Annotated in this window: 20 protein-coding genes; 12 read left to right on the plus strand and 8 right to left on the minus strand. The window is 69.6% G+C overall.

The window, feature by feature from the left end; genetic code table 11:
• Genes AB0M51_RS39465 through AB0M51_RS39480 form a run of 4 tightly spaced genes read left to right on the plus strand, consistent with a single transcriptional unit; the run spans position 1 to position 2,797 of the window.
• The gene (locus AB0M51_RS39465) at positions 1–948 is read left to right on the plus strand and encodes an ABC transporter ATP-binding protein (protein ID WP_344198900.1); all 948 of its coding nucleotides are present in this window, start codon (positions 1–3) and stop codon (positions 946–948) included.
• A gap of 22 nt (positions 949–970) precedes the next feature.
• Positions 971–1,312 carry a metalloregulator ArsR/SmtB family transcription factor gene (locus AB0M51_RS39470; protein ID WP_344198898.1) on the plus strand — a complete coding sequence of 114 codons (342 nt, stop codon included), beginning with the start codon at positions 971–973 and terminating at the stop codon, positions 1,310–1,312.
• On the plus strand, positions 1,305–2,111 hold the full coding sequence (locus AB0M51_RS39475) for a VOC family protein (protein WP_344198896.1): 807 nt from the start codon (positions 1,305–1,307) through the stop codon (positions 2,109–2,111). The genes AB0M51_RS39470 and AB0M51_RS39475 overlap by 8 nt, the downstream gene beginning before the upstream one ends.
• A complete protein-coding gene (locus AB0M51_RS39480; RefSeq protein ID WP_344198894.1) occupies positions 2,108–2,797 on the plus strand; it encodes an aminoglycoside phosphotransferase family protein in 690 nt (229 codons plus the stop codon). The genes AB0M51_RS39475 and AB0M51_RS39480 overlap by 4 nt, the downstream gene beginning before the upstream one ends.
• Here AB0M51_RS39480 and AB0M51_RS39485 read toward each other — a convergent pair.
• The 5 genes from AB0M51_RS39485 to AB0M51_RS39505 form a co-directional block, all read right to left on the minus strand.
• Complete coding sequence (locus AB0M51_RS39485; protein ID WP_344200699.1) at positions 2,775–4,004, minus strand: DUF58 domain-containing protein; 1,230 nt, start codon at positions 4,002–4,004, stop codon at positions 2,775–2,777. The two genes, AB0M51_RS39480 and AB0M51_RS39485, sit on opposite strands and share 23 nt — an antisense overlap.
• Positions 4,005–4,066: 62 nt before the next feature.
• A complete protein-coding gene (locus AB0M51_RS39490) occupies positions 4,067–5,038 on the minus strand; it encodes a MoxR family ATPase (protein WP_344198892.1) in 972 nt (323 codons plus the stop codon).
• A complete protein-coding gene (locus AB0M51_RS39495) occupies positions 5,035–6,174 on the minus strand; it encodes a DUF4350 domain-containing protein (RefSeq protein WP_344198890.1) in 1,140 nt (379 codons plus the stop codon). The genes AB0M51_RS39490 and AB0M51_RS39495 overlap by 4 nt, the downstream gene beginning before the upstream one ends.
• On the minus strand, positions 6,171–6,800 hold the full coding sequence (locus AB0M51_RS39500; protein ID WP_344198888.1) for a DUF4129 domain-containing protein: 630 nt from the start codon (positions 6,798–6,800) through the stop codon (positions 6,171–6,173). Before AB0M51_RS39500 ends, AB0M51_RS39495 begins: the two co-directional genes overlap by 4 nt.
• Positions 6,797–7,816: a hypothetical protein gene (locus tag AB0M51_RS39505; RefSeq protein WP_344198886.1), complete on the minus strand. Its 1,020-nt coding sequence runs from the start codon at positions 7,814–7,816 to the stop codon at positions 6,797–6,799. Before AB0M51_RS39505 ends, AB0M51_RS39500 begins: the two co-directional genes overlap by 4 nt.
• Positions 7,817–8,045: 229 nt before the next feature.
• Here AB0M51_RS39505 and mtrA point away from each other — a divergent pair, with 229 nt between their 5' ends.
• The 5 genes from mtrA (at position 8,046) to raiA (ending at position 13,896) form a co-directional block, all read left to right on the plus strand.
• Complete coding sequence (gene mtrA / locus AB0M51_RS39510) at positions 8,046–8,723, plus strand: MtrAB system response regulator MtrA (protein WP_209700103.1); 678 nt, start codon at positions 8,046–8,048, stop codon at positions 8,721–8,723.
• Positions 8,724–8,782: 59 nt separating this feature from the next.
• Positions 8,783–10,522: an MtrAB system histidine kinase MtrB gene (gene mtrB, locus AB0M51_RS39515; protein ID WP_344198884.1), complete on the plus strand. Its 1,740-nt coding sequence runs from the start codon at positions 8,783–8,785 to the stop codon at positions 10,520–10,522.
• Positions 10,519–12,279, plus strand: coding sequence for an LpqB family beta-propeller domain-containing protein (locus AB0M51_RS39520; protein ID WP_344198882.1), 1,761 nt, complete (start codon positions 10,519–10,521; stop codon positions 12,277–12,279). The genes mtrB and AB0M51_RS39520 overlap by 4 nt, the downstream gene beginning before the upstream one ends.
• Before the next feature lie 198 nt (positions 12,280–12,477).
• The gene (locus AB0M51_RS39525) at positions 12,478–13,059 is read left to right on the plus strand and encodes a phosphoribosyltransferase family protein (RefSeq protein ID WP_344198880.1); all 582 of its coding nucleotides are present in this window, start codon (positions 12,478–12,480) and stop codon (positions 13,057–13,059) included.
• A gap of 216 nt (positions 13,060–13,275) precedes the next feature.
• Complete coding sequence (gene raiA / locus AB0M51_RS39530) at positions 13,276–13,896, plus strand: ribosome-associated translation inhibitor RaiA (RefSeq protein ID WP_344198878.1); 621 nt, start codon at positions 13,276–13,278, stop codon at positions 13,894–13,896.
• 67 nt (positions 13,897–13,963) lie between these two features.
• Here raiA and AB0M51_RS39535 read toward each other — a convergent pair whose 3' ends face one another.
• On the minus strand, positions 13,964–14,779 hold the full coding sequence (locus tag AB0M51_RS39535) for a serine protease (RefSeq protein ID WP_344198876.1): 816 nt from the start codon (positions 14,777–14,779) through the stop codon (positions 13,964–13,966).
• A gap of 134 nt (positions 14,780–14,913) precedes the next feature.
• Here AB0M51_RS39535 and AB0M51_RS39540 point away from each other — a divergent pair, with 134 nt between their 5' ends.
• The 3 genes from AB0M51_RS39540 to AB0M51_RS39550 all read left to right on the plus strand — a co-directional run bounded on the left by AB0M51_RS39540 (position 14,914) and on the right by AB0M51_RS39550 (position 20,370).
• Positions 14,914–16,125 (plus strand): crosslink repair DNA glycosylase YcaQ family protein, encoded by a 1,212-nt coding sequence (locus tag AB0M51_RS39540; RefSeq protein ID WP_344198874.1) that lies wholly within the window; start codon positions 14,914–14,916, stop codon positions 16,123–16,125.
• 187 nt (positions 16,126–16,312) lie between these two features.
• Positions 16,313–19,303: a preprotein translocase subunit SecA gene (gene secA / locus AB0M51_RS39545; protein ID WP_344198872.1), complete on the plus strand. Its 2,991-nt coding sequence runs from the start codon at positions 16,313–16,315 to the stop codon at positions 19,301–19,303.
• Positions 19,304–19,413: 110 nt separating this feature from the next.
• Positions 19,414–20,370, plus strand: a complete 957-nt coding sequence (locus AB0M51_RS39550) for a nitronate monooxygenase (RefSeq protein WP_344198870.1) — start codon at positions 19,414–19,416, stop codon at positions 20,368–20,370.
• Here AB0M51_RS39550 and AB0M51_RS39555 read toward each other — a convergent pair.
• Together AB0M51_RS39555 and AB0M51_RS39560 are read right to left on the minus strand one after the other, a co-directional pair.
• Complete coding sequence (locus AB0M51_RS39555) at positions 20,334–21,629, minus strand: alpha-glucosidase/alpha-galactosidase (RefSeq protein ID WP_344198868.1); 1,296 nt, start codon at positions 21,627–21,629, stop codon at positions 20,334–20,336. The genes AB0M51_RS39550 and AB0M51_RS39555 overlap by 37 nt on opposite strands.
• Positions 21,626–22,552, minus strand: a complete 927-nt coding sequence (locus AB0M51_RS39560) for a carbohydrate kinase family protein (RefSeq protein ID WP_344198866.1) — start codon at positions 22,550–22,552, stop codon at positions 21,626–21,628. Before AB0M51_RS39560 ends, AB0M51_RS39555 begins: the two co-directional genes overlap by 4 nt.

Consider the following 22,552-nt stretch of genomic DNA (forward strand, 5'->3'; position numbering starts at 1 on the left):
TTGCTCGAGGCAACTGATCTGCAGGTCGAGTTCCCCGGTCGCGGCGGGCGCCGGGCGCGGGCGGTCGACGGCGTCAACCTGTCCGTCGGCGCCGGCGAGATCGTCGCGCTGGTCGGCGAGTCCGGCTGCGGCAAGACCACGCTCGCCCGCACCCTCCTCGGCCTCGAACGCCCCAGCGCCGGCCGCATCGCGTACGACGGCACGCCGCTGAACTACTCCACCCGGTCCTTACGCGCCTTCCGCCGCCAGGTCCAGCTCGTCCTCCAGGACCCCATGGGCTCCTTGAACCCCCGCCACACCGTCTACGACGCCGTAGCCGAAGGCCCCCGCATCCATGGCTTGCCCGACGAGGAGTCCGTGGTTGCCGGCGCGTTGGCGCGGGCCGGGTTACGGCCGCCGGAACGGTTCTTCCAGCGGTATCCGCACGAGCTGTCGGGTGGGCAGCGGCAGCGGGTGGTGATCGCGGGGGCGTTGGCGTTGGAGCCGAAGGTGCTGATCGCCGACGAGCCGGTGGCGTCCCTGGACGCGTCCGTGCGTGGCGAGATCCTGGCGTTGCTGCTGAAACTGCGCGACGAGCTCGGGCTGTCCGCGCTCGTCGTCACGCACGACCTCGGGCTGGCGTGGAACATCGCCGACCGGGTCGCGGTCATGTACCTCGGCCGGATCGTCGAGTCCGGCCGGACCGAAGACGTCCTCACCAACCCGCAACACCCGTACACGAAGGCGTTGCTGAGCGTCCTCCCGGAGTCCCCGGCCCGCATCGTCCTGACCGGCGAACCGCCCGACCCCACCCGGATCCCCACCGGCTGCCGCTTCCACCCGCGCTGCCAACTGGTCGCGGCGGGCACCGGCGCGGACGCCTGCACGACCATCCCGCTGCCGATCCTCCCGGCGACCACCGACACCCAGGTCGCCTGCCATTTGGTTCCGGCTGTTGACAATAGTTAACAAAGGCTAGAACTATTAAGTCATGGCGCAAGATCAGGTGGACCGGTTCTTCGAGGTACTGGCTGATCCGACGCGACGGCACGTGGTGCAGCTGCTCGGCGACGGGCCCCGGCGGGCCGGCCAACTGGCGGCCGCGACCGGCACCTCGTCGCCGGCCATGAGCCGCCATCTGCGGATCCTGCTGGCCGCCGGCCTGGTCGCCGACGAGCGCGTCCCGGACGATGCGAGGGTCCGGGTGTTCCGCCTGAACCCCGAGCCCGTCGTCGCCGTACAGGCCTGGCTCGACCAGGTCCAGGCGCACTGGCGCGACCAGCTGGGCGCCTTCAAATCTCACGTCGAACAGAAGGAGAAGTCCGATGACTGAACCGTCCGCGACCGCCTCCGTCGAGGTCTCCGTCGACCCGAAGACCGCCTTCGAGGTGTTCACCGAGGAGATCGACCTGTGGTGGGTCCGCGGCCCGATCAACTTCTGGGACTCCGCCCGGCTGCTCGAACTGCGAATCGAGCCGGGGGTCGGAGGACGCTTTCTCGAGGTCTACGGGACGGACCCCGAAGACGTTCGCGTGTCCGGGCGGATCACGGACTGGCGGCCCGGCGAGCAGTTCAGCTACCGGACCCCGGAAGGGGACGTCGAGACGTCCGTTTCGTTCGCTCCGATCGACGGCGGCACCCGGGTGACCGTCGTGCAGACGCTGCTCACCGCGGACGCGAACACCGCCTTCGTCTGGCCGAACGTCCTGCACTGGCTGCCGGCCTGGATCGGCCGCCGCGACTCGGCGCCCCGCATCCCGCGGGAGCTGGGACGACTCTCGATCGCTCTGTACTACAGCGATCCGGCCGCCGCTGCGCGCTGGCTGCACAAGGTCTTCGGCCTCACGTCGTGGGACCGCATTCCGGCCGTCGGAGCGCAGCCGAGCTGGATCGAGCTGCACGTGGGTTCGTCCGCGATCCTGCTCTTCGAACGCTCCGAACCCGCGAGCCCGGCCGCGGACCACGCGGCCTGGGTCTACGTCGACGACCTCGACGCCCATTTCGCTCAAGCCAAAGGGAATGGCGCCAAGATTCTGCAGGAGATCCATCAGCACGGGTTCCGATCGTACGAGGCCGAGGATCTCGAAGGGCATCGGTGGACGTTCCTCCAGGCCCGTCCGACGATGCAGTGATCGAGGAACCTCTCGCGGGCGGCCGGATGACGCCCGGCGTGGTGCGGGTCGGCGACACGGTACGCCGGCCCGCGGTGCCTTTCACTGCCGAACTCCTGGAATTCCTTGCCGACAAGGACTTCACGCCCGACTACCTCGGCCGGGACGAGCACGGCCGCGACATCCTCAGCTACCTGGAGGGTGAGGTGCCGGCGCGGTATCAACGCTGGGACGACCAACAAATTGCCGCGGCCGCCGCGATCCTGCGCGCCTTCCACGACGCGACCCGAGACTCGCGCCTGGCCGGCGACGAGCAGGTCGTCTGTCACCGCGACCCGGCGCCCACCAACTTCGTCTTCACCGATGGCCTGCCCACCGGCCTGTTCGACTTCGACCTGGCCGCTCCCGGCGATCCGCTCGAAGACCTCGGGTACGCCGCCTGGACCTGGTGCATCGCCTCCAAACACGCGGATCCACAACGCCAAGCCCACCAAGTCGCCGTCCTGGCGAACGCCTACGGTCTGGACGACACGACCCCACTGATCGACGCGGTTCTGCAGAGCCAGTTGGACAACGTGCAGTTCTGGCTCGAGAGGCCGTGCGACGCCGCACAGGAACGCATCGCCTGGTCCTACCGCGAACACGCCTTCGTCACGGCCAACCGCGACATCTTCGAAGCAGCCCTTACAGCCGGCCGGCCTTCTTGAGTGCCAGGTAGGTGTCGGCCAGTGCCGGGGCGATCTTCTCCGGTGGCTCGTCCAGCACGGTGACCCCGGCGCGGGTCAGCGTGGCGGTCAGGCGTTCGCGGTCCAGGCGGGTGCGTGCCGCCGACGCGGCGCCGTACACCTCGACCAGGTCCGCGCGGGCCGACTCCAGTTCGGTCAGCCGCGGGTCGGCGACCGACGCGAGCAGTACGACGTGCCGTCGCAGCAGCGGGCCGATGACCGGGAGCAGGGACTCTTCGATCGCGGCGGGGTCCAGCCCGGTGAGGAGGACGACCAGCGAGCGCTGCCCGAGACGTTCGAGGACCTGCGAGACGACGATCCGGAAGTCGGTCTGGACGAGTTCGGCCTCGACGTTCGCGAGCGCGTTCACGAACGACGGGAGCACGTCCTCCGGCGCGGGCCGCCGTACGTCCGCCCGTACTGCGGAATCGCAGGCCAGCAAGGAGACCCGGTCGCCCGCGCGGGTGGCGAGCGCGGCGAGCAGCAGTGCCGCGTCCATCGCGTGGTCGAGCCGGGGCGCGTCGCCGACCCGGCCCGCGGACAGCCGTCCGGAGTCGATCACGATCGCGACCTGCCGGTCCCGCTCGGGCCGCCAGGTCCGCAATACGACGTTCCCGCGCCGGGCCGTGGCCCGCCAGTCGATGCTGCGGACGTCGTCACCCGGTACGTAGTCCCGCAGCGAGTCGAACTCCGTCCCCTGCCCGCGCACCAGCAAGGCCGTACGCCCGTCCAGCTCCCGCAGCCGCGCCAACCGCGACGGCAGGTGCTTGCGGCTCTTGAACGGCGGCAGTGCCCGCACTGTCCACGGGACCTGGTGCGACCCTTGCCGACCCGCAAACCCCAACGGGCCAATGGCTCGCACCGTCACCCGGCTGGCCTGCCGGTCGCCGCGACGTGTGGGTATCAGGTGAGTCGTCACTCGACGACGCTCACCCGACGGCACGTCCAGCTTGTGCGGTGCATCCAGGACGCCGGCTGACGGCGGCCACGCGTCCCGCAGCAGCCCGCGCACCCGTCGGCCAGGGTTGGTGACCAGCATGCTCACGACAGCCTGCTCACCCAGCCGTACGGCGTTGTCGCCCTCGCGACTGAACTGCAACCGCCGCGGAGACCCTGCCAGCAGGATGTCCACCAGACACACCACCAGCACCACGCCGACGACCACGCCGATCCCGGCCCATGACGGCATCACCAGGGCGACGAAAACAACCCCAGCTGCTGCCAAGAGGCCGGCCCGGCCGGTAAGAACCATCAGCGTGGGACCGGAACGGTTGCCAGGACGCTCTCGAGGACCGCGTCGGCGCTGACACCTTCCAGCTCCGCCTCCGGGCGTACCTGGACCCGGTGTCGCAGACAGGGACGTGCCATTGCCTTCACGTCGTCCGGGATCACGTAGTCCCGGCCAGACAGCCAAGCCCACGCACGGGAGACCGCCAGCAGCGCAGTGGCTCCACGCGGCGACACCCCGAGCTGCAGCGACGGCGATTGACGCGTTGCGCGACACAGGTCCACGACGTACGCGAGGACGTCCTGCCGGACCGCGACCCGGCGTACTGCGTTCTGCCCTGCCTCCAGGTCCTCCGGTCCTGCCACCGGACGGAGCCCTGCCGCTTCGAGGTCGCGTGGATCGAAGCCCTGCGCATGCCGAGCGAGTACGGCGATCTCCGCGTCGCGCGGCGGGATGTCCAGCGTCACCTTGAGCAGGAACCGGTCCAGCTGCGCCTCCGGCAGCGGGTAGGTGCCCTCGTACTCCACAGGGTTCTGGGTGGCGGCCACGACGAACGGGACCGGCAGTTTGCGCGGTTCACCGTCCACAGTGACCTGTCGCTCCTCCATGGCCTCCAGCAGCGCCGCCTGGGTCTTCGGCGGCGTCCGGTTGATCTCGTCCGCCAGCAGGATGTTCGTGAACACCGGCCCCGGACGGAACTCGAACTCGGAGGTCTTCGCGTCGTACACCAGCGACCCGGTGACGTCACCCGGCATCAGGTCCGGCGTGAACTGCACGCGCTTGGTGTCCAGCCGCATCGCAGTCGACAGCGCCCGCACCATGAGCGTCTTCGCCGTACCAGGAACGCCTTCCAGCAGCACGTGGCCGCGGCAGAGCAGGGCGAGCACCAGTGCGGTCACTGCGGTGTCCTGACCGACCACCGCCTTGCCGATCTCGGTCCGGAGCGCGACCAGCGCCTGCCGGGCCTGGTCAGCGGTGACCTCGGTAGTCGTCACGGGTGTCGTACCTCCTGCGTCAGTACGTCGAGTTCCTGGGACAAGGACATCAGAGCGGCGTCGGTGAGTGGCGGCAGGCCGTAGAGCAGTTCGTACAGCATCGCCGGGTCCCGGCCGGTCCGTGCGGCGACCGTGGCGACCACAGCCGACGGATCCGCCCGCCGCGGGATGCCGTGCGCCTTGTGCAGTTGGCCGAGCGTTGACTCGCGGAGAGCTGCAGCAGCGCGGTCACGGGCTCTTGACCGCCGGTAGAGCCGTGCCCGGCCCTCCGTGGTCTCGGCGGCGCGCACGATCACCGGCAGCCGCTCAGCCACGACAGGGCCGAGCCGGCGCCCGCGCCAGATCGCTACGACCAGCACAGTGAACGCCAACGCCCAGCCGATGTAGCGGACGTACGGCGGGATCAACGGCGGCCCGTCCTGTCCGGTGTTGACGCCGTGGGACTGGTACTGCGGCAGGTACCACGTCAGGTCCTTGTGCGTGCCGATCAGGTTCAGCGCGAGCGCCGCGTTGCCGTCGTCGGCCAGTTGGTCGTTGGTGAACGACCGTGCCGTACCGACCACGTCGACGGTCCGGTCGCCGAGCTGCAACCGCACCACCGTGTTGTGGATGCCGTCGCCGTAGCAGCCGGTCGCGGCGTCCGGTGCGCTGTACGTCGGCCCGCTGACAGTCGCCGTACCCGCTTTGACGGCGGCCGGAAGGCTGCAGCCGGGCTGACGACTGCCTGACGAGATCGAGTCGCCGCTCAGCTGGACGCCTGGAGCGAGCGCTCGCAACGCCTCGCTGCTGGGCCGGATCAGCACGACGTGGCTCCACTCCGCCTGGGCGATCCGCTGCCAGTCGGAAGGATCCAGAAACCCGGACGGCCCCACCAGCAGCGTCTTACCGTCGCCTGGCTGCGTGGCGTCGTCCAACGACTCAGTGCCGTGTACGTCGACGTTGTGCTTCTTCAGCAACGCCGACAGCGCACGTGCTCCGTCGGTCTTCGTGGAGTCCGGGCTGAACGTTCCTGAGGTCTGCGACGACGTAGCGATCAGTACGACGATCGCGGCCAGCACGATGAGACCAGTCACCAGCAAGGGCGTCCGCAACGCCCGCCAGCTCTCGACGACTCCCCGTGCCTCCGACGTACTCATGCAGCCACCCGTGCGGTCCGTGCCGCGTTGTCAGCAGTCACTACAGCGGCGTACCGCTCCTGTGTGCCGGGGCGGTTGCCGTAGACGACCTCCGTGAACACCTGGGCAGCCGGCTGGAGTACGTCTCGCAGTACAGGAGCTGCCTTGGACGCGTCGGTGACCACCTCGTACGCCGTACGTCCGGCACGCTCGTCCAGCAGGGTCCGCTCGGTCAGCTCGGCCACGCACGCCCGGAACCGGCTGCGGATCGCCAACGCGAGGTCGCCGGACGCGGCCTCCCGTTCCGCCTGCGCGCGGTACTCCGCCGCGCTCTGCGGCCGGGCCGTGTCGAAGACGGCCTGCGACGTCGCCTTCTTGCTGGTTCGCAGCACACCGGCTCGCCAGAGCACCACGACGACGACAAGCAGCAGCAAGGAGATCAGCACGGCCAGACCGGCGTGGCCGTTCGGTGAACTGCCGTTGAGACTGTCCAGCAGGTCCTTGATCCAGTCGACCACCTTGCCGAACGCCTTGCCGATCAGTGAACCCGAGTCCCGGTACGACGACTTCGACAACTCCTTGGCCGCCTCCTGTGCGGCCTGGTCCCGGTCGACGTCCACCGGCGGCTCCAGCGGGAAGAGAATCACACGCTCTCCCCGGATCGCAGCGCCGGACGCATCCACAGGTCGAGACCTTCCCGCCGGACCCGAAGGTCGAGGTAGATCAGCGCCTGGACCGCGGACATGAACGCCAGGCTGGCGATCACCGTCATCAGCGACGCGGTACCGACCGCGACGCCGAGCACGATCGTCACCACGGTGGCGCCGGTGCTGCCGTCCGGCCCGGCCCAGTTGCCGACGGTCAACGTCAGCGACGTGATCCCGAACTGCAGGGCGTAACTGATGATGTTCACCACCACCCCGCCGAACAGCAGGATCCCGAACACCCGCCAGAACTTCCCGCGCACCAGCCGCCACGACCGCCGCAGCGCGCCCCAGACCCCCACCCGCTCGGGGATGTAGAGCCCGATGTCCGGCGAATGCCGCCCCTCCATCAGTACGACGGTCCCGGCCAGCACCAGCCGGATGCCGAAGATCAGGACCAGCACCCCGCCGACCAGCATCATCACCAACGCCACGGCGCCCGCGACGTCGGACGAGATCGCCGCGTCCGCGCCCGAGCCGATACCGAGTACGGCGAGCCCCCAGCCGCCGATGAGCAGTACGAACGAAAGGGACTGCACCAGCCCGACAGCAGCGAGTGCCGGCAGTGCGGGCCGCACCAGCCGCAACAGTTCCCGCGGACCGGCCTTGTGTGCCAGTTGGCTGCGTACAGCGGCCAGGGCGATGATCCCGGCCAGCATGCTCGACACCACCGAGAACAGCACCACTTGCACGCCGTACGTCATCAGCAACGCGGCACCGGCCTGTCCGAACGGGTCGTTCGCGCGGAAGAACCCGGCCAGCCCGCCTGGTACCGCAACCTCGGTCAGCACGGCCTGCAACGCCAGCAACGCGATCCCGGCCAGCACCGGCAGACCCAGCATGATCGTCTTGTTGTCGGAGATGGTCCGGGCGGCGTTGTCCAGCAGGTCCGCGGGCAGCCACGGACGCAGGGGTTCCGACGCCACGTCGTCGTGGAGAGTCATGTTCTGATCGGCCATTCGCGGACCCTCCTCCCTGGGTGACGAGTTGTGGTGGACCCCGAACGTGCACCATGATCCCGGATGATCACAGCCCAACTCGGGGGTCACACGGCGATCCGGCGTGTGCACTACCGCGGGAATGGGACACTATCCGTAGTGCGTACGGCCTGGCACCCGCCGCGCGCATTCCGATCGGTCGGCAAGCGGACGGCAAGGAGCTATGGGCGTGGCAGACGGTAACCGGACGATGCGGGGCCGGATCCTCATCGTCGACGACGACACAGCGTTGTCGGAGATGCTCAGTATCGTGCTGCGCAACGAGGGCTACGACACCTATCTGTGCGCGACCGGTGACAAAGCGGTACCGGCGTTCCGTGAGTTCAAGCCCGACCTCCTGCTCCTCGACCTGATGCTGCCCGGGATGGACGGCATCGACGTCTGCCGGGCGATCCGGGCCGAGTCCGGCGTACCGATCGTGATGCTGACCGCCAAGAGCGACACCGTGGACGTGGTGCTCGGGCTGGAGTCGGGTGCCGACGACTACGTGGTGAAACCGTTCAAGCCGAAGGAGCTGGTGGCCCGGATCCGGGCCCGGCTGCGCCGGATGGACGAACCCGGTCCGGAGTCGCTGGCGATCGGCGACCTGACCATCGACGTCGCCGGCCACTCGGTGAAGCGGGCCGGCGAGACGATCCAGCTGACGCCGCTGGAGTTCGACCTGCTGGTCTGCCTGGCGTCGAAGCCCTGGCAGGTGTTCACCCGCGAGGTGCTGCTGGAGCAGGTCTGGGGGTACCGGCACGCCGCCGACACCCGGCTGGTGAACGTGCACGTCCAGCGGCTGCGCTCCAAGATCGAGAAGGACCCTGAGCACCCGGAGATCGTGGTCACGGTCCGTGGTGTCGGATACAAGGCTGGTGCGGACTGATCGAGTACGGTCGCGGCCAAGAGTCGCAGACGGCCTCCGACGAGCCGGTGGTCGCGTCGGTGACCGAGTCCGGGCAGAGCACCGGACCGGGCACCGGGCAGCAGGCCACACCCCAGCCGGAGGTGGCCGAGTCCCGCGGGACCGAGCTGGAGCTCACGGCCGCCGCGGCGGACTGGTCTGCCCAGCCCAAGCCGATCTGGCGTACCCACCCGAAGCACTGGCCGGACATCTGGCGGCGCTCGATCCAGGCCCGGATCGTCACCGGCACCCTGCTGATGTCGACGTTGGTCCTGATCCTGGTCGGCTGGGTGATGATGAGCCAGGTCACCGACGGTGTCCTGGAGTCCCGCCGGGACAGCGCGCAGGCAGAGGTAAGGGCGCAGCTCCAGCAGCTGTCCGCCTCGATCGACGCCGCGAACCGGAACACCGTCAACCAGCAGCTGTCCGAGCTGGTGCTGGGCTCCAACCGCCCGGGGCTGTACGACGTACTGCTGGTCCCGACCGACCAGGCCGCGTCGAACGCGATCCGCTACACCGGCCTGGTCGACAGCGACTCGATCCCGTCGGCGCTGGCGTCGTCCGTGGTCAGCGACGGCGACAAGCTGTGGGACACGTACACACGGATCAACTACCGGGACAGCCCGAGCGTCCCGGGCCTGGTGATCGGTTCGCAGATCCGGATCGACTCCACCGGTGACAAGTACTCCATCTACTTCCTGTTCCCGCTCACCGCGCAGCAGGAGACCCTGGACGTCGTCCAGCGCGCTCTGGTGACCGCCGGCCTGCTGCTGATCGTGCTGCTCGGCGCTATCGCCTGGCTGGTCACCCGGCAGGTGGTGACGCCGGTCCGGATGGCCCGGCGGATCGCCGAGCGGCTCGCGGCCGGCAAGCTCGAGGAGCGGATGCAGGTCCGCGGCACCGACGACCTGGCCCGGCTGGCGGTCTCGTTCAACAAGATGGCCTCCAACCTGCAGCGGCAGATCCGCCGCCTGGAGGAGCTGTCCCGGCTGCAGCGCCGGTTCGTGTCGGACGTGTCGCACGAGCTCCGGACGCCGCTCACCACGGTCCGGATGGCCGCCGACCTGCTGCACGAGAGCCGCGACCAGTTCGACCCGATCAGCCGCCGCTCGGTGGAGCTGCTGCAGAACGAGCTCAACCGGTTCGAGGAGCTGCTGGCCGACCTGCTGGAGATCAGCCGGTTCGACGCCGGCGCGGCCGCCCTGGACCTGGAGGACGTGGATCTGCGCGACATCGTCAACCGCGTCCTGGAGAACCACGAGACCCTGCTGGAGCGCAAGGGCTGCCCGGTCGAGCTGGACATGAAGGCGCCGTGCCGGGCCAACGTCGACTCCCGCCGGATCGAGCGCATCCTGCGGAACCTGATCGGCAACGCCATCGAGCACAGCGAGGGCCTGCCGATCAAGATCAGCACGGCGTGCGACGAGGATGCTGCCGCGGTGGCCGTCCGCGACCACGGCGTCGGCTTCCGGGCCGAGGAGGCGGAGATGGTGTTCAGCCGGTTCTGGCGCGCGGACCCGGCGCGCGCCCGGACGACCGGCGGCACCGGTCTCGGCCTGTCGATCGCGCTCGAGGACGCCCGGCTGCACGGCGGCCGGCTGGACGCGTGGGGCTCGCCGGGCGAAGGCGCCTACTTCCGGCTGACCCTGCCGCGCCGGCCCGACGTGGCGTTGACCGGGTCGCCGCTGCCGCCGCGCCCGCCGGACGCGAGCCGGGTGATCGCGGAGCTGGTCGACGTGGGCGCGCCGTACCAGAAACTGAACGGCGGTGACGACCGGTGAGGCGCAGGCTGCTCGCGGCGCTGGTGTCGGTCGTCCTGCTCGGCGGCTGCGCGGCCGTGCCGACCAAGGGCACCATCCGCAGCGGTGAGCGTGCCGGTTCCGCCCCCGACCTGGGCGGCGTCGGCGTCGAGGCCAAGCCACCGCGGCCGAACGTCGGCGACATGTCGATCGTCAACGGTTTCCTGGAGGCGATGTCGGACTCCCAGGCGTACGACGTGGCGCGCCAGTACATGACTCCGGCCGCGGCCGGCAGCTGGAAGCCCGAGTCGCAGACCGTGGTGTACGACCAGCAGCCCGACTCGCTCACCCGCAAGGGCGACGGCATCCAGCTGACCGCCAAGAAGCTCGCCACGATCAACGACCGCGGCGAGTGGATCCCGGCGCCCGCGAACTCCAAGGCCGACTTCTTCTTCAAGCTGAAGAAGGTCAACGGCCAGCTGCGCGTCGACTCGGTCCCGCCGGGCGCCTACCTGGGCAGCAACCAGGTGGACCTGAAGCTGGCCGCCCGCGACCTGTACTTCTTCAACCAGACCAAGGACGTGCTGGTCCCGGATCCGGTCTACCTGCCGCAGAACCTGCCGTCCGGGCAGGCCGCGACCCAGATCATCCAGGAGCTGCTGAAGGGCCCGACGAGCCGGCTCGGCAACGGCGTGGTCTCGGCCGCCCCGCCCGGCACCGAGGTCCAGGTGTCGGTCCCGGTCGACCTGGGCGTCGCCAACGTGGCCCTGAACGACACCGCCGGCTCGCTCCGCGACCAGGACCGGCGGCTGCTGGCGGCGCAGATTGTCTGGACGCTGAACCAGCTCAACCTGCGGGCCAAGATCACCGTCGGCGGCGCCCCGCTGCTCCCCGACGAGCCCGAGGTACTGCCGTTCCCCACCTTCAACACGTTCGACCCGCAGGTCCCGGGCGCCTCGATGACCAAGCTGTACGGCCTGCTCAAGGGCGTGCCGCAGCGGATCACCGGCCAGGACGGCTCCACGGACGTGTCCGCCCAGCCCCTGAACAACAGCCCGCTGTCGCTGCACCACGCCCAGTCCTTCGCCGTGACGCTGCTCGGCGACGCCGGCGCGATCGTCACCGCCGACGGGCACGACGTCGTGTACGGCTCGCTCGACCCGCCCGGCAAGGACGACAAGAAGAAGGCCAGCTTCAAGGTCGACGGCAAGACACTGCCGCCGAGCTTCGACAAGGAGGGCAACCTCTGGGTGCTGGACCGGGCCGAGTCCGACCACCCGCGGCTCCGCGTCCGGAACCAGGACGGCTCGTTCAGCCCTGTCCAGACCGACTTCAAGGGCGACACCCCGGTCGCGCTGCGGATCGCGCCGGACGGCGTCCGGGTGCTGCTGGTGATGCAGCACGCCGGCACCGAGCAGAACTACGTCGAGACCGCGACCGTGCAGACCGCGGACGGCGGCAAGCAGCTCGTGCTCGGGGCGTTCCGGCCGCTGCAGCTGGAGCTCACCAGCATCTCCGACGCCGCCTGGAGCAAGGCCGGCTTCATCGTCGTCGGGGCCAGCGGTACGGCGCGCCGGCAGATCTGGTCGGTGAACGTCGACGGCTCCGGCATGCAGCCGCTGCCCGGCTCGTCGCCGAACTTCGCACCCGAGCACGTCGTCTCGAACGTGAACAAGGACACCCTGCCGGTGATCCAGGACGACACCGGCAAGATCCACTGGCTGAGCAAGGACCTGCTCTGGGTCGACTTCGACGTGAACGGCGACCACCCGGCCTTCGACCCGACGTACCCCGGCTGACCCCGCTGGCCCGGCTGGCCGGCGCCAGGTTGTCCACAGGCGCCGTACGGCGGGCTTGCGGGCGCCGCGGCGGTCCCGGACCGTGGTGGGGTGCCGGTGCGGGACGCCTTCGTCGATCTGCTGCTGGGCGGACGCTGCGCGGGTTGCGACCGGCCCGGCGTCACTCTGTGTGGTGGTTGCCGTCGGCTACTGACAGAGATGACTCCGTTCCGTGCATGGCCGGACCCGCGACCGGCCGGTCTGCCGCCGCCGACCGCGGCCGCGCCGTACGCCGATCAGCTCCGGAGGCTGATCCTCGCGCACAAGGAACACGCCCGGTACGCACTGGCCAGGCCGCTCGGGCGGCTGCTCGCGGACGCTGTCCGGGTCGCGCTCCGGGACCGCACGGCCGTGTGGCTGTGTCCGGTTCCGTCGCCGCGGGCAACGGTCCGGCAGCGCGGGCACGACCCGCTCGGGCGGATTACGAAGGCTGCCGTCAGATCCCTGTGCAGACAGGGGATCGACGCCCGGACGGCGCCGGCGCTGCGGATCGTCAGGCGGCCCGACGATCAGGCCGGGCTGTCCGCGGAACGCCGTACCGCCAATCTGCACGGGGCTTTCGCGGCGCGTTCGCCGTGGGCTGAAACGCTGATCGATCAGCCGGTCCTGCTGGTCGACGACGTGATCACCACCGGTTCCACGCTCACCGAAGCCTCCCGGGCCTTGGAAACCGTGGGTGTCCGGGTGCTCGGCTGTGCGGTCCTGGCCGCCACAGCACGGCAACGGGCGTCTGGTTCATGAGAACTTCTCTACCGGTTTTCGCCGAAGCCGACTAGCGTTGGCCTATGACACCCGCTAGGGCTTGTCGGGCAGTGGAGTGGTGGAGGACCGGATCAGCCGGATTCCTCGCCACCGGGTCCGACGGGTTCGAGAGCGGGTGTTCTTGTTTCGGGACCCGTCAGCAGGAGTACGGGGGTCCGAACACGTAAAAGAAGTCGCCGATCGATGGAGGTTTCCGTGGACGTCGTTGTCAAGGGTCATCACTGCGAGGTCAGTGACCGCTTCCGGCAGTACGTCGAGGAAAAGCTCGAGCGGATCGAGAAAGTCGATCATCGGGTACTGCGTTGCGAGGTGGAAGTCAGTCAGGAGAAGAACCCGCGACAGCACGATCGGGCGATGCGTGTCGAGCTCACCATGTACACCAAGGGGCCGGTGGTCCGCGCGGAGGCGTGCGGCGAGACCAAGTCGGCGGCCTTCGACGTCTGTCTGGACCGGCTGCGGACCCAGGTCCGCAAGGCGGCCGACCGGCGCCGGGTGCACGGTGGCAGGACGCCGGAAGGCCTCCGGCACGTGAACGCGAAGCAGCCGCTCAACGGCACACCTGTAGTGGAGGAACCAGTCGCCGAGGACGAGGTGGCGACGCACAAGTACGGATCCCTCACGGTCACCGGCGACGGTCCGCTGGTGATGCGCGAGAAGACCCACTCCGCCAAGCCGATGACCCTGGACCAGGCGCTCTACGAGCTCGAACTGGTCGGGCACGACTTCTACCTGTTCGTCGACGCCGACGAGAACCAGCCGAGCGTGGTCTACCGCCGTCGCGGTTACGACTACGGCGTGATCCGGCTGTCCGTCTGAGCCTGCGGGAGGAGCACAACAGAACGGGCCCGGGCGATCTCGCCCGGGCCCGTTCGTGTCCGTCCGGTCAGCTGTCGAGCTGCTGCTGGAGTTCGGTGGCGTACGTCGCGACCTCGGCGTACACGCCGGGGTTGCCGGCGTCCGCGCAGCCGACGCCCCAGGAGACGACCCCGAAGAGCCGGCCGTTCAGGACCAGCGGGCCGCCGGAGTCGCCCTGGCAGGAGTCCTTGCCGCCCTGCTCGTAGCCGGCGCAGATCTCGCCGTCCGGGGTGTAGCCCTGGCTCGCGTACTGCTTGGAGCAGTAGTCGTCGCCCAGCACCGGTACGTCGACCTTCTGGAACGTGTCCTCCGGGCCGGTGCCCTCGGTCGAGCCCCAGCCGTACACGACCGACGCCGCGCCGGCCTTGTCCGCGGCCTTGTCGGTCTCCAGGGCCAGCGTCGGTACGCCGTCGAACGGGGTGGCGAGCGTCATCACGGCGACGTCGTGCGCGGGCGACTTGCCGTACTCCGGGTCCACCCAGATGCTCGCGATCTTGGACTCCTTGCCGGTGGACTTGTCCGACAGGACGTCGCGCCCCTGGATCGCGGTGTAGGTGCTCGCGGCCTCCTGCGCGCAGTGCGCCGCGGTGACGATCTTGTTCGCCTTCACCAGCGTCGACCCGCACCACTCACCGGTGGCGTCCGGGGAGCCGCTGTTGGACAACTGGATGGCCCAGGGGGCGTCGGCGGTGTGGGCGACGGTGCCGCCGACGATCCGGTTGACGGGTCCACCAGGCGTCTGCGCGGCCGACGCGGTACCGGCGACGGCGACCGCTCCGAGGGACGCCGCGGTCAGGACACCGGCCGCGAGGGCAGCGCGGACCACAGACTTCTTTCCTGTCATGCCTCACTCCAGGGTGATAGGGGCCGCACGGGCGGACGGCCTGTTGGCAGGCTCTCCCGAACACCATCCGTAGCGCACCTCCCACTTTGGGTAACTTTCAAGTTATGTCGGCGCCGGCAGGCAAGATTTGCGGTATGACGACACAGGTGCTGTCCACGGCGCAGGCGCGGCGGGTCGCGCTGGCGGCGCAGGGGTTCATGGACCCGCGGCCGAAGGGTGTGCCGGATGCCCGGGCGCTGTCCCGGGTGCTCGGCCGGATCGGGCTGATCCAGATCGATTCGGTCAACGTGCTGAGCCGGGCGCAGTACCTGCCGCTCTACTCCCGCCTCGGGCCGTACCCGCGGGACCTGCTGGACCGCGCCGCCGGCAAGGCACCGCGCCGGTTGGTCGAGTACTGGGCGCACGAGGCCTCGCTGATCCCGGTCGAGACGCACCCGCTGATGCGCTGGCGGATGGCCCGGGCGACACAGGAGGCGTGGGGCGGCCCGCGGTCGATCGCGCGCAAGCGCCCCGACCTGGTCAAGCAGGTGCTGTCCGACGTCCGGACGCACGGCCCGCTGACCGCCCGGGAGATCGACGACGACGTCGAGCGCGAGCGCAACAACTGGGGCTGGAACTGGTCGGACGTGAAGCAGGCCCTGGAGTTCCTGTTCTTCGCGGGCGACATCACCGTGGCCGGCCGCAACCAGCAGTTCGAGCGGCTGTACGACGTACCGGAGCGGGTGCTGCCCCGTGCGGTGGTCGACACGCCGACGCCGTCGCTCGACGAGGCGCACCGCGGCCTGGTGTCGATCGCGGCCCGGGCGCACGGGGTGGCGACCGCGCAGTGCCTGCGGGACTACTTCCGGACCGCGCCGGAGCCGACCCTGCAGGCGATCGCCGAGCTGGTCGACGAAGGCGAGCTGCTGCCGGTCCGGATCGACGGCTGGAAACGCCCGGCGTACCTGCACAAGGACGCCCGGCTGCCGCGCCGGGTGAACACCCGCGCCCTGGTCAGCCCGTTCGACTCGCTGGTGTTCGAGCGCACCCGGACCGAGGTCCTCTTCGACTTCCGGTACCGGATCGAGATCTACGTCCCCGCCGAGAAGCGGGTGCACGGGTACTACGTACTCCCGTTCCTGCTCGGCGACCGGCTGGTGGGGCGGGTCGACCTGAAGGCGGACCGCGCGGCCGGCGTCCTGCTGGTGCAGTCGGCGCACGCGGAGCCGAAGGCGCCGGTGGAGACTGCCGACGAGCTGGCCGCCGAGCTCGTCCAGCTGGCCGGCTGGCTCGGGCTGGACCGGGTCCGGGTGGCCGGTGGCGGTGACCTGTCGCCCGCGCTGAGTGACGCGCTGCGGGGATTCTGAGAGCATGCTGGGAACTTTCCGCCCCGCTCGAGCGTGGGTCGGGTGGGGCTGAACGCGCGCTGCGGGCGTGGCTTGGCACACCGGGCCCCGTACGATGGGGGACGCACGCCCTCCCGCGGGGGTCGGTCGTGCCCTGTCGGCGTTCGGCCGTACCCAGGCTTCAGCAGCAAGGAGTGAACTCCCCACCATGAAGGTTGTCGACAAGGTCCTGCGGATCGGCGAGGGCAAGATCCTCCGCCAGCTGCAGGGCATCGCGAAGATGGTCAACTCCATCGAGGACGACTTCGTCAACATGACCGACGAAGAGCTGCGCGATCAGACCGCGGAGTTCAAGGAGCGGCACAAGAACGGGGAGTCCCTCGACCAGTTGCTCCCGGAGGCCTTCGCGGTGGTCCGGGAGGCGGCCAAGCGGACGCTGCACCAGCGGCACTACGACGTCCAGATCATGGGTGGCGCGGCGCTGCACCTCGGCAACATCGCCGAGATGAAGACCGGTGAGGGCAAGACCCTGGTCGGCACGCTGCCGACGTACCTGAACGCGCTGTCCGGCAAGGGCGTGCACGTGGTCACGGTGAACGACTACCTGGCCAAGTACCAGGCCGAGTGGATGGGCCGGGTGTACCACTTCCTCGGCCTCGACTACGGCGTGATCCTGCCGGAGATGTCCCCGGCCGAGCGCCGGATCGCGTACGCCAAGGACATCACCTACGGCACCAACAACGAGTTCGGCTTCGACTACCTGCGCGACAACATGGCGGGCAGTATCGAGGACTGCGTCCAGCGCGAGCACAACTACGCGATCGTGGACGAGGTCGACTCGATCCTGATCGACGAGGCCCGGACCCCGCTGATCATCTCCGGCCCGGCCGAGGACTCGCAGCGCTGGTACGTCGAGATGGCCCGGATCGCGAACACGCTGAAGGCGTGGACGCTGGCCGACGAGGCCGAGCTGAAGAAGAAGAACCCGCGGGTCACCGATCTGGAGATCGACGAGACCAAGCGCCGGGTCGCCGACTACGACGTGGACGAGAAGAAGCGCACGGTCGCGATCCTCGAGCGCGGTATCGAGAAGGTCGAGGACCGGCTCGGCATCGACAACCTGTACGAGTCGGCCAACACCCCGCTGATCAGCTACCTGAACAACGCGCTGAAGGCGAAGGACCTGTTCCACCGGGACAAGGACTACGTGGTGGTCGACGACGGCGAGGTGCTGATCGTCGACGAGCACACCGGCCGGACGCTGCACGGCCGCCGTTACAACGAGGGCCTGCACCAGGCGATCGAGGCCAAGGAAGGCGTCGAGATCAAGGAGGAGTACCAGACCCTCGCGACGATCACGCTGCAGAACTACTTCCGCCTCTACGACAAGCTGGCCGGCATGACCGGTACCGCGATGACCGAGGCGAACGAGTTCTCCAAGGTCTACAAGCTCGGCGTGGTGCCGATCCCGACCAACAAGCCGATGATCCGGGTCGAGGAGCGGGACCTGATCTACCGCACCGAGGACGCCAAGTTCGCCGCGGTGGTCAAGGACATCGTCGAGGTGCACAAGACCGGGCAGCCGATCCTGGTCGGTACGACGTCGGTGGAGAAGTCCGAGCGGCTGTCCCGGCAGCTGCTCAAGGAGAACGTCAAGCACGAGGTGCTGAACGCGAAGCAGCACGCGCGTGAGGCCGCGATCGTCGCCGAGGCCGGCCGCAAGGGCGCGGTCACGGTGGCCACCAACATGGCCGGCCGTGGTACCGACATCATCCTCGGCGGCAACCCCGAGTTCCTCGCCGACAAGGAGCTGCGGGCCCGCGGTATCGACCCGGCCGAGGCGATCGAGGAGTACGAGGCCGAGTACCCGGCGATGCTGGAGCGCTTCGAGAAGCAGGTCAAGGAGGAGCAGGCGGAGGTCCGCGAGCTCGGCGGCCTGTACGTGCTGGGCACCGAGCGGCACGAGTCCCGCCGGATCGACAACCAGCTGCGCGGTCGTGCCGGCCGCCAGGGCGACCCGGGCAAGTCCCGGTTCTACCTGTCGCTGGAGGACGACCTGATGCGGCTGTTCAAGCGCGAGATGGTCGACTGGGCGATGTCGCGGAACAACGACGACTCGCAGCCGCTGGAGAACAAGGTCGTCACCAAGGCGATCGCGTCCGCGCAGGGCCAGGTCGAGGCGCAGAACTTCGAGACCCGGAAGAACATCCTCAAGTACGACGACGTGATGAACCGGCAGCGGCACGTGGTGTACGACGAGCGCCGCCGGGTGCTGGAGGGCGCCGACCTCCGCGAGCAGGTGCAGGACATGCTCGACGAGACCGTCACCGGGTACGTGCAGGGCGCTACCGCGGACGGCTTCGCCGAGGACTGGGACCTGGACGCGCTGTTCACCGCGATGCGGACGCTGTACAAGTCCGAGCTCACCGAGGAGGACCTGATCGAGGAGGCCGGTGGCGAGAAGGCCGGCCTGACCCAGGACTTCCTGATCGAGCGGTTCCTCGAGGAGGCGCACGCGGCGTACGAGGCACGCGAGGAGCTGCTCGGCGAGGAGGCGATGCGCGAACTGGAGCGGCGCGTCGTGCTGAGCGTGCTGGACCGCAAGTGGCGCGAGCACCTGTACGAGATGGACTACCTGCGTGAGGGCATCGGCCTGCGCGCGATGGCGCAGCGCGACCCGCTGGTCGAGTACCAGCGCGAGGGCTACGACATGTTCGCCTCGATGATGGAGTCCATCAAGGAGGAGTCGGTCGGCTTCATCTTCAACGTCGAGGTCGACGTCGAGGCGATGCGTGCCGAGATGGAGCTCGCCAACGAGGCCGCGCCGGCCGACGAGGACAGCCTCGAGGGCCGCCGGATCGAGGACATCCTGAAGCCGAACGCGCCGGTCGCGGAGTTCGCCCGGTCCGGTAAGGACGACGAGGACCGTCCGCAGGACACCCCGCGCCCGCAGGACACCCCGCGGCAGGCGCCGCGGCTACGCGCGAAGGGCCTGACGAACGAGCCCCGGCAGCAGCGGCTGACGTACTCGGCGCCGACCATCGACGGTGACGACGAGGTCGCGATGCACCAGGATGCGGTCGAGGACGGTGTCCTGGAGTACGCCGGTACACCGCGGAACGCCGCCTGTCCGTGCGGCTCCGGCAAGAAGTACAAGCGCTGCCACGGCGACCCGCAGTCGGACGTCTACAAGTTCTGACCCGCCGTACCCGACAGCCGGCCCTGGCTCTCCCAGGGCCGGCTGGTCCGAGGTCCCGCGATGTGGCGCCTGCCATGGCGCTGGGTTCGGTGGTGTGGTCCGCTGGTTGCATGTGGCTGACGGAGAAGTTCGGACTGAGTGTGCCGGTCGTCGGAGCGCCGATGGCCAACGTGAGCGGTGGGCGGCTGACCGCGGCGATCTCCGCCGCGGGTGGACTGGGGATGCTCGGCGCGGGCTCAGCTGTCTCGGCGGAGTGGATCCGGACCGAAGGCGCGATCGCGGCGGCCGCCGGGAAGCCGTACGGGATCGGGCTGATGGCCTGGTCGGTGGCTGACCATCCGGAACACCTGGAGGCGGTCCTCGACCTGCGCCCGGCGCTGGTCTCGCTGAGCTTCGGCGACTACACGCCGTACGTCGGCACCTTGCACGAGGCCGGCATTGTCGTCGCGACCCAGGCCGGCACTGTCGCCGACGCCCGTGAGGCCGTGGACGCGGGCGTCGACGTGATCGTTGCCCGCGGCGCCGAAGCCGGCGGCCACGGACGCAACGCCGTCGCCACGCTGCCGCTGCTGCAGGCCATCCTCGACCTCACCGACGTCCCGGTCCTGGCCGGCGGCGGCATCTCCGGCCCCCGCGGTCTCGCCGCCGTGCTCGCGGCCGGTGCTGTCGGCGGCTGGATCGGTACGGCGTTCCTGACCTGCGTCGAGGCCCAGACGAAGGAGCCCGCCCGGCGGCGCATCCTCGAGGCCGACGAGACCGACACGGTCTACGGCACCGTCTTCGACGCCGCCTCGCGAGCCGGCTGGCCGGACGAGTTCGGCGGCCGCGCCCTCCGCAACGCCTTCTTCGACACCTGGGAAGGGCACGAGGAAGAGCTGAAGACGCAAGACGCGGCACACGACGACTATGTCGACGGCACCCGAGCCGCCGACCCGGCCCGCGCCTCCATCTACGCGGGCCAGGGCGTCGGCGCCCTGACCGGCCGACCGACCGCGGCCGAGGTACTGACCGGTTTCGCGTCGTACGGCGACTACTTGAGAGCAGCCCTCAACGGCGGGTCCAAGTAGTTGTGATGGGCAAGGACCAGGTCGTTGCAGAGTTCCCAGATCTGCTCCACGGGAAGGGTTCCCGCGGTGGCGGGGTCGACCATGACGGCCTGGCGGATCGCCCGGGGGTCCTCGGTGAGGGCGGCCTGGACGGTAAGTTCGGCGACGTTCAGGTAGGCGCGGTTGAGGGCGGCGCACTGCGCGGGTAGTTCGCCGACTGCCGTCGGTCGGATGCCTGAAGCATCTACCAGCGCCGGGACCTCGACGACCGCTCCGGGCTGCAGGTTGGGGATCAGGCCGGTGTTGGGGATGTTGGCGTAGACCGTACGAGGGGTCCCGGTCACGATGCTGTGGATGATCTGCGGGGCGTACTCCATCGTGGGATCGACCTCGACCGGCTCGCCGGACTTCAGCGCGTTGCGGGTCTGTTCGTACGTCGCCAGGTTCTCCGCGACGATGTCCAGGTACGCGCCGACCGGCAACCGGAGCCGTTCGACCTCGGAGCTGTGGCCGAGGTACCAGGGCACGTACTCGGCGGAGTGTTCGCTGGTCTCGGTCGGGTAGAAGCCGAGGCGCCGGTACATGTCGACGCGGACCCGCCGGAGCAGCTCCGGGTCGGCCGCGATCGCCTCGTCCAGCCGGTCGTACAGGTTCTCCCGGCCGCGTTCGAAGCGCAGTACCCACGACTGGTGGTTGACGCCCGCGGCCAGGTAGGTGACCTCGTCGTACGGTACGCCGACCAGCTCGGACAGGCCCTGCATCGTCCAGTACACGGAGTGGCAGAGACCGGCGACGTTCCGGACGCCGAGCGCCTTCAGGTACCAGACGTTCATCACCATCGGGTTGGTGTAGTTGAGCAGCCACGCGTCCGGGCACACCTCGTTGATGTCCTGAGCGAGGCCGCGCAGGACCGGGAAGGTCCGGAGCGCGCGGAACACACCGCCGACGCCGAGCGTGTCGCCGATCGTCTGCCGCAGGCCGTACCTTGCCGGGATCTCGAAGTCGACGTGCGTGGCCGCGTTCATCCCGACCTGCACGATGTTGATGACGAAGTCCGCGCCGTCCAGTGCCGCCCGCCGTTCGAGGTGCGTGCTGATCCGCGGCGTCACGTCGTGCTGACGAGCGATGTACGACGCCGCCGCGGCCGCGGTCTCGAGCCGCTCGGGGTCGATGTCGTGCAGCCGGATCTCGAGCGGGCCCAGTTCGAGGCCGAACAGATCGGCCAGCAGGCCCTGTGTGAACACCACGCTGCCCGCTCCGACGAACGCGATCGTGGTCATGCCGTCACACTCCTGATGGCCTCGTCCCACGACGGTTGCGTCGCGGTCCCACCGGCGCCGCGGGTGGAGAGCGAACCGCACGCGGCCGCGATCGCCAGGGCCCGGTCCAGCTTGGACCCGTTCAGTACGGCGGCCACCCAGCCGGCGTCGAAGCTGTCGCCCGCGCCGACGGCGTCGACCGTGTCCACCTTCACCGCCGGAGCGGTGACCACCGTGGAACCGTTGTGGGCCAGGGCTCCGTCGGCCCCGTTCTTCACCACGGCGAGCGGACCGCGGCGAGCGAGGATGCCGGCGGCGGCTTCGACGTCGTGGTGCCCGGTGAGCGCCAGTGCCTCGGACGCGTTCGGCAGGAAGTAGTCCGTGAACCGCAGCACCCGGTCCAGGACCGTCCGGTCCCACTTCCCGGCCGGGTCGTCGTTCGGATCCAGCGAGGTGGTCGCCTTCGCCGCCTTGGCCTCCTTGAAGATCCCCGCCAGCCCCGCCGCCAGCCGGGGCATCAGGTAGAACGAGCCCGCGTGCACGTGCCGCACCGACCTGATCAGGCTGGGCGGGACATCCTCCGCCGCGGTAGCGGGCAGACATCCGGGTGACGTCAGGATCGCGCGGTCGTCGCCCGAGGTGAGGATCGTCGTCAGCGGGGTGGGCGACACGGGGTCGACGGCCAGAGCGTCGACGTTCACGCCGCGGTCGGACAGCGACGTACGGACGAAGTCGCCCGCCGGATCGTCGCCGACGCGTCCGGCGAACGCGACCCGCAGACCGAGGCGGGCCACGCCGCAGGCCATGATCGAGGCGGAGCCGCCGAGGACGAGGGAGCCGTGCGGAACGAGTCGTTCCCGCTGGCCGAAGAGGATCGGCTGGTCGACGGACCCGACGACCACGTCGGGGTTCGCGTCACCGATCACGAGCAGATCGAAACTCAT

It is taken from the genome of Kribbella sp. NPDC051137 (genome assembly GCF_040682535.1).
Classification (GTDB): domain Bacteria; phylum Actinomycetota; class Actinomycetes; order Propionibacteriales; family Kribbellaceae; genus Kribbella; species Kribbella karoonensis.

Coding starts and splice junctions, on each gene's coding strand:
- AB0M51_RS39495 (WP_344198890.1), bottom strand. CDS start 6,174: ATGAGTACGTCGGAGGCACGGGGAGTCGTCGAGAGCTGGCGGGCGTTG.
- AB0M51_RS39475 (WP_344198896.1), top strand. CDS start 1,305: ATGACTGAACCGTCCGCGACCGCCTCCGTCGAGGTCTCCGTCGACCCG.
- AB0M51_RS39555 (WP_344198868.1), bottom strand. CDS start 21,629: ATGACCACGATCGCGTTCGTCGGAGCGGGCAGCGTGGTGTTCACACAG.
- secA (WP_344198872.1), top strand. CDS start 16,313: ATGAAGGTTGTCGACAAGGTCCTGCGGATCGGCGAGGGCAAGATCCTC.
- AB0M51_RS39540 (WP_344198874.1), top strand. CDS start 14,914: ATGACGACACAGGTGCTGTCCACGGCGCAGGCGCGGCGGGTCGCGCTG.
- mtrA (WP_209700103.1), top strand. CDS start 8,046: ATGCGGGGCCGGATCCTCATCGTCGACGACGACACAGCGTTGTCGGAG.
- AB0M51_RS39560 (WP_344198866.1), bottom strand. CDS start 22,552: ATGAGTTTCGATCTGCTCGTGATCGGTGACGCGAACCCCGACGTGGTC.
- AB0M51_RS39550 (WP_344198870.1), top strand. CDS start 19,414: ATGTGGCTGACGGAGAAGTTCGGACTGAGTGTGCCGGTCGTCGGAGCG.
- AB0M51_RS39470 (WP_344198898.1), top strand. CDS start 971: ATGGCGCAAGATCAGGTGGACCGGTTCTTCGAGGTACTGGCTGATCCG.
- AB0M51_RS39485 (WP_344200699.1), bottom strand. CDS start 4,004: ATGCCGTCATGGGCCGGGATCGGCGTGGTCGTCGGCGTGGTGCTGGTG.
- AB0M51_RS39525 (WP_344198880.1), top strand. CDS start 12,478: ATGACTCCGTTCCGTGCATGGCCGGACCCGCGACCGGCCGGTCTGCCG.
- AB0M51_RS39535 (WP_344198876.1), bottom strand. CDS start 14,779: ATGACAGGAAAGAAGTCTGTGGTCCGCGCTGCCCTCGCGGCCGGTGTC.
- AB0M51_RS39505 (WP_344198886.1), bottom strand. CDS start 7,816: ATGGCCGATCAGAACATGACTCTCCACGACGACGTGGCGTCGGAACCC.